Origin of the sequence: Caballeronia sordidicola (genome assembly GCF_002220365.1) — a bacterium.
GTDB classification, from domain to species: domain Bacteria; phylum Pseudomonadota; class Gammaproteobacteria; order Burkholderiales; family Burkholderiaceae; genus Caballeronia; species Caballeronia sordidicola_C.
The window spans coordinates 1-6364 of record NZ_MTHB01000183.1 but is presented as its reverse complement, the minus strand read 5'-3'; the positions used below and the strand labels follow the sequence as shown (position 1 = coordinate 6364).

The window sequence follows — 6364 nt, the reverse complement described above, 5'->3', positions numbered from 1 at the left end:
TGCGCAACTGCCTGACGCTGCGGCGCCATCTGAACGGTAGCCGCGCCTGGCTGGGCCTGCTGCAGTTCTTCTTCAATCACCGTCGCTTCATGCGCAGCCGGTGCAGCGAGCGGCTCGGCAAAAGTCCGCGTGAAGCGATGACCGGCCAGGACCATCCGCACTGGCTGACACTACTCGGACTCGGTCCGCTTCAGCCTCGGCAAACTTGATCGTGTGAGGTCGCGGACCTCACACTGATTTGCATTCCATATTAATCCTGCTTGAAAACGCAGGACGAATCAGCACGTCTGTGTAACGCAAAAAGCACGGATTTTGAACCACGCCCGCTATTTGCACCGAAGCCACCGCCGCCGGAAGGGTGACCATGAAAAATAGATTTGTAATATTTGTAAGGAAATCTACCTGACCATCCAGCAACATGGCATTGTCTTGCTACGCTCCTAACTTCACCTAAAGTTTGTCCCACGCCTCGCGCCTGGTACCCGTCTCACTTAAAACCGCCCAATATCTATCCGCTTCTGGACAACCGCGTGCCCTTTCTGCGAATGCGTCGCGACGCGTTCACGTCACCGAGCCATCCGGGCTCCTAAAGTTTCTTCTCGGCGTGCCGTTACAGTGGACAGTACTATCAAATGCTCACGGCGCCGATGGTTCCAGTTACGGGGTTGCCGGCAGTCGGATCTGGCGATTCGTAGATACTGGCACGCAGGCTCGATTTTCTACTTGCGGGTTTTGGCTGGTGCAAGATGCCGCCCGTTGTCGTGGAGCCCTATCTGAAAAATGGTCGATTGGTAAAACTGAATATCACGGACGAGAGCATCGCCCCTACCGCAACGCTGCCAGTCTATGCAGCGCATGTCCGTGACCGGCCGCTAGGCCGGGGAGGCAATGGCTCCTGGACATCTCCGAGATCGTCTCCTGACTTGAAGCTTCAATCTTGAGGTCATGCACCCTTCCGTGGCTGTTGCCGTAAGGGTGCAACGGAATCAAATTGCCGAGCTCTTGCCGTCGGCACGCCCGTTAAGGTTGGGCGCTTTGCATTTATCAGCGTGGCGCCCGATGCTGACCGATGAAGCCAGTCCAAGCGATCAAGGATTAATTTGTTGGAGTGTGCTTCATCCTCGTGAGAGAACGGCCCCACACTTAGTTACAAAACAAACACACGAGCAGTGAACCGACGATCGCATTGCGGCGTTGTATCGAGACGTGTCAATCAATGGAGATCGCCATAAGCGAAAATCTGAACTTTCCCCAGCCGCAACGCAGTCGCATTCATCCCCTCGTTGCTGCGGCGGCGGTGGCCGTGATTTTGGCAAGCGGAGTTGGCGTCGCCGCGCTGACAGGCATTCTTCCAACGTCAAAGGCTGTTCCCGCGCCGGTGACGACGCCGTTGGTGGAGGGGCAGGTTTCTGGGTCTAGCGCCTCGAAACAAGCACCACCGAAACAGGCGGCCGACTCAGCACTCCCGGCGCCCCATCACCACTATGACGCTACAAATGAAAGAGACCGGGCGCCAACGGAAGCCACCCGCGCGCCTCTCGCAGACCCGTACACAGGCGAGGTTGTTGCTGTTAACGTCGTACGGACGGCGGAGCCCACCACAGGACTTGGCGCGCTAGGGGGCGCCGTGCTCGGCGGCCTTGCGGGCACTCAAGTCGGTAATGGACGTGGTCGGACTGCGGCGACCGTGGTGGGTGCACTGGGCGGGGGGCTTGCTGGAAACACGGTAGAACACGCTGTGCACAAAGCAACGAGCTATGACGTGCAGGTGCGTATGGGCGATGGGAGCTATCGCAATTTTAGTTACCAAGCCGAGCCTGAGTTTCAGGTTGGTCAGCGTGTGCATGTCTCGGGCGACCGATTGAGCGCGTCGTAAATCCCTGCGGCGTCTCTTTGCCGTGGCGCACAAGGTACTTTGCGGCGACAATAAAATATCAGGGTGGTTACCACAATGAAATCCGCATTGCTCACGGCTATTTTTATCGCAACGGCAGGGACATCGACTGCGGCTTTTGCCCATGTAGATGTAGGAATCGGTTTTTACGCACCTGCACCGCAATATGTTGCCCCCCCTCCCGTAGTGTATGGGCCCCCACCCGTGGTCTATGGGGCTCCGCCAGTGATCTATGGTCCTCAGCCTGGCACCGTATATGGCGTCCCGAGATACCCGGACGATGGTGGCGATTGGCGCGAACGTGAATGGCATCGGCGTGAATGGGAGGAGCGTCGATGGCACGACCGCGACCACCGTGATGGCGGGCGCGACGAACGTAAGTGGCACGGCCAAGACGATCACGATTGAACCGGTTCGCTTTGACAAATTCTTTGTCGTGTTGAAAGTTTCCAAATGTGCCGCGGCTTTTAGTCGGCAACAGGTTATTGACCCAAGCAACCTGAAATAGCGCCTCATTGTCAGAGGCATCTCTACGGTTGGATGCACTAGGTGCCGCGTTTCGGGCGCATCGAGCACCGGCGTTTTACCCTTACGGGTCGTGTGGCCTGGTCCGCGTATGGAAGGAACCGGTATATGTGGCACGACCTGGCCGGTCACGAAAGGGCGCGATTTGCGCATCAATGGTGTGCTCCACGTGCTCGATCGCACCTTGGACGCTCACGGGGTCTTCTGGGTCAAATCGAGTCCGAGCGACTTCCTTTTCGAGTGCTTTGGAGCTAAGGCAGCAAATATTTCGGTCGCGACACGTTTCGACGGCTGTTTTTGACAGGCACTTGTAGCTCATCATTGCAAAGACGTCTGTTTTTAAGCGCTCCGCTGGAAATTTTTAAGCGGCCTGTTTGCGCGCAAAAAATTCTATCGCTACTGTTGCGATGTTTCTCACGTCTTTGACGTAAGCGGTCAACGAACCCGCCCGTTGCGGTGTTACGTCAGTTAGGTTAGCGAGCAAACGGTCGGCTTACGAGCGGGCTTGCCAAGCTTCCAGGGCAGCAGTGCTTCGTAATCGTCCGCGACTTTCGCATACGGCAACGCCTTGAACAGATCGACCAGATACCGATATATATCAATGGTAAGCGATCCATTAGCGACGTCTCTCAAAGAGAGCACGAGGAAGCGTAATGTAGTGTAGCGAGGGGATCAGCGAGGATCGGCAGGCATTTTCCAAGGCAAGAGCGCGTCGTAGTCATCGACGTTCTCTGCGAGTGGCAGACGCTGGAATAGCCAGGTGAGGTAAGAGTAGGGGTCGATGCCGTTGGCCTTGCACGTTTCGACCAACGTATAGATATTGGCGCTCGCGTTCGCGCCGTCGACGGTGTCTGCGAACATCCATCCGCGGCGTCCAACGACAAAGGGCCGAATGGAATTCTCGCAGGGGTTATTTGATATGGGCCAGTCGCCGTTGCTGACGTAACGGGTCAGCTTTGGCCACTGCTCACGTAAATAAGTCAGTGCTTTGCCGAGCAAGCTTTGTGGTACGACGCCAGACGATTGCTCAAGTCTAAGATTTTCTATGACATTGAGGACGCGAGCGCTGTACCGTTGCCTCAATCGCTGTCGTCTCTCAGCCGTCCATGTTTCACTGCGCGCTTCGGCCGCGAACAATTTGCCGATCAATCTAATAAAACGCGTGGCAAGCAGATCTGAAGAACGCGCTGCTTTGGGTACGTTGTCTTCGGCCTTCACAAAGTACCTTCTCGAATGAGCCCAGCATCCAAGATGCACAAGTTGATACTGTTCGGAGATGCCGTTGTAGGGTTCGTATCCATCGGTCATCAGAACCGCGCCTTGGCGAATACCGGCAAACAATTTATCAGCTAACTTAGCGCCACGGCCAGGCGTATAGGTGAAGCATCGTATTGGGATCCCCGAACCGGTCATCTGTGCCCAGAGGTAGCTTTTCGTTTCCGGCTTGCGCCCTTGCTCCTTCAAGACTTGGAACGTCGTCTCGTCGCAGTAGATCAATTCCGCGTCAAGAAGCATGTCACGCATCAGGTTGATCACAGGCTGCGTTGCGAGGCCAACGCGGACCATGCTCGCGGCGAGTGTGTTTGATGAGATGTCACCGCCAAAGCGCCGCAGCAATCCGGCCTGGCGATAGATCGGCATGCCGAACTGATACTTGCCGGTGGCGATCCACGCGAGAGCGGACTCGGTTAAAAGCCCGCGCGGGATGATGCGTAGCGGCGCCGGCGTGACTTTGATGCCGAGATCGCAACATGGGCAAGCATACTTGACGGGTTGGTGCTGAATGACGCGAACCTGTTCGGGGATCACGTCGAGCTGCTCGCTGGTCTCGACGCCGATCTCGACAAGCGCGTGGCCGTCGTTAGCGCAGAAGCGTTCGGCTTCGGCGAGTTCATGGCGCACGACCTCACGCGGCAGATCAGGATCGAGGGGTTTGCGATGGCCGCGTTTTTTACGCTTGAGCGCGCCGGCCGTGGTCTCTGATGTATCTTCTTGCGCGGGTGTCGTGTTTGCAGCAAGTGCTTCGGCTTCGTTGAACAAGCCTAGCTGGTCCAATTCGCGTGCTTCACTTTTCGCGCCGAACAGTTCACGACGGTAGGCACGTAGTCGTTCTTCTGCAAGGTCTCGCTCTGCGCTTACCAGACGCAGTGTGCTGCGAAGCTTGTCGCTCTCGAGTAAAAGAGCCGCGTGTTCCTCGCGTATCGCGAGCAACGCTTTAAGTTCGTCGGCGTCGATGGTCACATTGATCGGCATACTACTTAGACAGCAATACCAACGTCGTGTTCAGCTCACGCGCGCATAATTTCGCTTCGGATGCCGCTGGACTGCAGTAATGTCGATGCCCTCGATGAGCCAATGTAATTGCTCTACCGAAAGCGTCACGATCGTGGCCTCGCTGTCGGGCCATGCAAAATGATCAGACTCCAGACGTTTCGTCATGAGCCAGAATCCATTGCCGTCCCAGGCGAGAATCTTGATTCGATCATGACGCTTGTTTCCGAACACGTAAAGAGATGAATCCATCGGGTTCAGACGCATGGCCTGCTCGACGAGAATCGACAGACTGTTCATACCGAAGCGAAAGTCGACAGCGTCACGGTGCACATAGACCTTCAGGTTTTCGTCGAACCGAAACACGGCATCCTCCCCAGCATTTGGACGACGGCGCTCAACTCATCAATGGTGGGTTTGCCGAGATCAAACTCCACGCCATTGGCTAGCCGTACATGCAACGAGAACGTCATCGATGATACTGAGGGTGCAGGCGGCAACGCCTTCGTCGTTGAAACGACAGGCACGAATGCGTTAGGCGAGTCCGCAACAACGGGGTCTTTGCGGGCGCCGCGGATGTCGATGCAAACTCCGTCCGCCTCCTCAACGAAGGCCAATTGGGCTCCGCCATCCAGACCGTCGTTCTGCGATGCCGGCGAGATGCCTTTTTCTCGCTCCATCAGATATTTCGTGATCCACTTGCGTAGTAGGTTGGCGTTGATTTCGTGCTGCTGCGCGATCCGGGCAACCGACACACCCGGGGATAGCGCCGCCTCGACAAGTGCACGCTTACTCTTCTCGTCGTATCGACGACGCCCGTCTTGGCTGCGACGAATTACTCTTAACTCTGAGTGTTGGTCTGGCATAGGTGTCCACCTTCACGTTGGTGGACCCATGCTCCTCGCCTATTTCCCCGGATGGTAGGTCGCCAGATATGGATCGCTTACTATCAATGTCGTTGGCCTTGCAGGTTTCGATTAGCGAGTACAGGTTGAGACTTGCCTTGGCGCCCGCCACCGTGTCACTAAAGAGCCAATTTTTTCTTCCGACGACAAACGGTCTGATTGAATTTTCACAGGCGTTATTACAAATTGGCCAGGTTTCGTTTTCAACGTAACGACACAACTTCGACCACTGATTGCCGAGATAGCCCAGCGCCTGGCCAAGCTTTCCGCCGGGCAGCGTCGTCTCCAGGTGCTGATCCAGCAACGCCTTGATCTGCTCGAGCACCACGCGGCTGTAGCGCCGGCGTAGGCGTGCGCATCGTTGTGGTGCTTTACGTGCCCGTGCTTCGGCTGCATACAGTTTGCCAATCAAATGAAGAAACTGCGTGGCCGGCTGGTGCATCCCGTGCGCCTCTTTTGGCAAGACTAAAGTGGACCCGTTCGTCAAGACAGCTTTTGATTGGATTTAAGCTGTACTCAGATCCACGCTTGCAGCGGAACAGCGCTGCCCTGTTTTTTCTTTTCCAGAGCCAAACTTGTCGACGATGAGAGCGCCGCCACCATGCCCGCTCGCGTACACGATGTTAGGTGTTTGGTAGTCCAGTGACTGGTGCGGTCGTTCGCTATTGTAAAAATCGAAGTAACGCGTCATGCCGAGCGTGAGCTCGCCCATCGTTTCATATCCGTTCAAATACACGTCCTCGTGCTTGACGTTGCGCCACAGTCGCTC

The 6364-nt window shown here is 56.1% G+C and carries 8 protein-coding genes and 1 pseudogene; 3 read left to right on the top strand and 6 right to left on the bottom strand.

Going from position 1 to position 6364, the window contains the following annotated elements:
• The 3 genes from BSU04_RS46645 to BSU04_RS48915 form a co-directional block, all read left to right on the top strand.
• Nucleotides 1-209, top strand: a 209-nt coding sequence (locus tag BSU04_RS46645; RefSeq protein ID WP_218827352.1) for a hypothetical protein, incomplete at its 5' end; no start/stop codon positions are given.
• Between the two features lie 1007 nt (nucleotides 210-1216).
• Nucleotides 1217-1876 (top strand): glycine zipper 2TM domain-containing protein, encoded by a 660-nt coding sequence (locus BSU04_RS26020; protein ID WP_089163272.1) that lies wholly within the window; start codon nucleotides 1217-1219, stop codon nucleotides 1874-1876.
• Between the two features lie 274 nt (nucleotides 1877-2150).
• Nucleotides 2151-2402, top strand: coding sequence for a hypothetical protein (locus tag BSU04_RS48915; protein ID WP_179258450.1), 252 nt, complete (start codon nucleotides 2151-2153; stop codon nucleotides 2400-2402).
• Between the two features lie 485 nt (nucleotides 2403-2887).
• On the opposite strand, the gene BSU04_RS45705 is transcribed toward BSU04_RS48915, so the two are convergent.
• The 6 genes and pseudogenes from BSU04_RS45705 to BSU04_RS25985 all read right to left on the bottom strand — a co-directional run.
• Complete coding sequence (locus BSU04_RS45705) at nucleotides 2888-3052, bottom strand: transposase domain-containing protein (protein WP_144021356.1); 165 nt, start codon at nucleotides 3050-3052, stop codon at nucleotides 2888-2890.
• Nucleotides 3053-3091: 39 nt separating this feature from the next.
• Nucleotides 3092-4672, bottom strand: a complete 1581-nt coding sequence (gene tnpC / locus BSU04_RS26005; protein ID WP_089163269.1) for an IS66 family transposase — start codon at nucleotides 4670-4672, stop codon at nucleotides 3092-3094.
• Between the two features lie 30 nt (nucleotides 4673-4702).
• Nucleotides 4703-5056: an IS66 family insertion sequence element accessory protein TnpB gene (tnpB, locus tag BSU04_RS26000; protein ID WP_089163268.1), complete on the bottom strand. Its 354-nt coding sequence runs from the start codon at nucleotides 5054-5056 to the stop codon at nucleotides 4703-4705.
• On the bottom strand, nucleotides 5032-5556 hold the full coding sequence (locus tag BSU04_RS48910; RefSeq protein ID WP_089163267.1) for a transposase: 525 nt from the start codon (nucleotides 5554-5556) through the stop codon (nucleotides 5032-5034). The genes tnpB and BSU04_RS48910 overlap by 25 nt, the downstream gene beginning before the upstream one ends.
• A gap of 73 nt (nucleotides 5557-5629) precedes the next feature.
• Nucleotides 5630-6058 (bottom strand): annotated as a pseudogene (locus BSU04_RS25990) (IS66 family transposase); the annotation flags it as partial.
• 42 nt (nucleotides 6059-6100) lie between these two features.
• Nucleotides 6101-6364: integrase core domain-containing protein (locus BSU04_RS25985; protein ID WP_256982552.1), on the bottom strand; the 264-nt coding region annotated here is incomplete at its 5' end.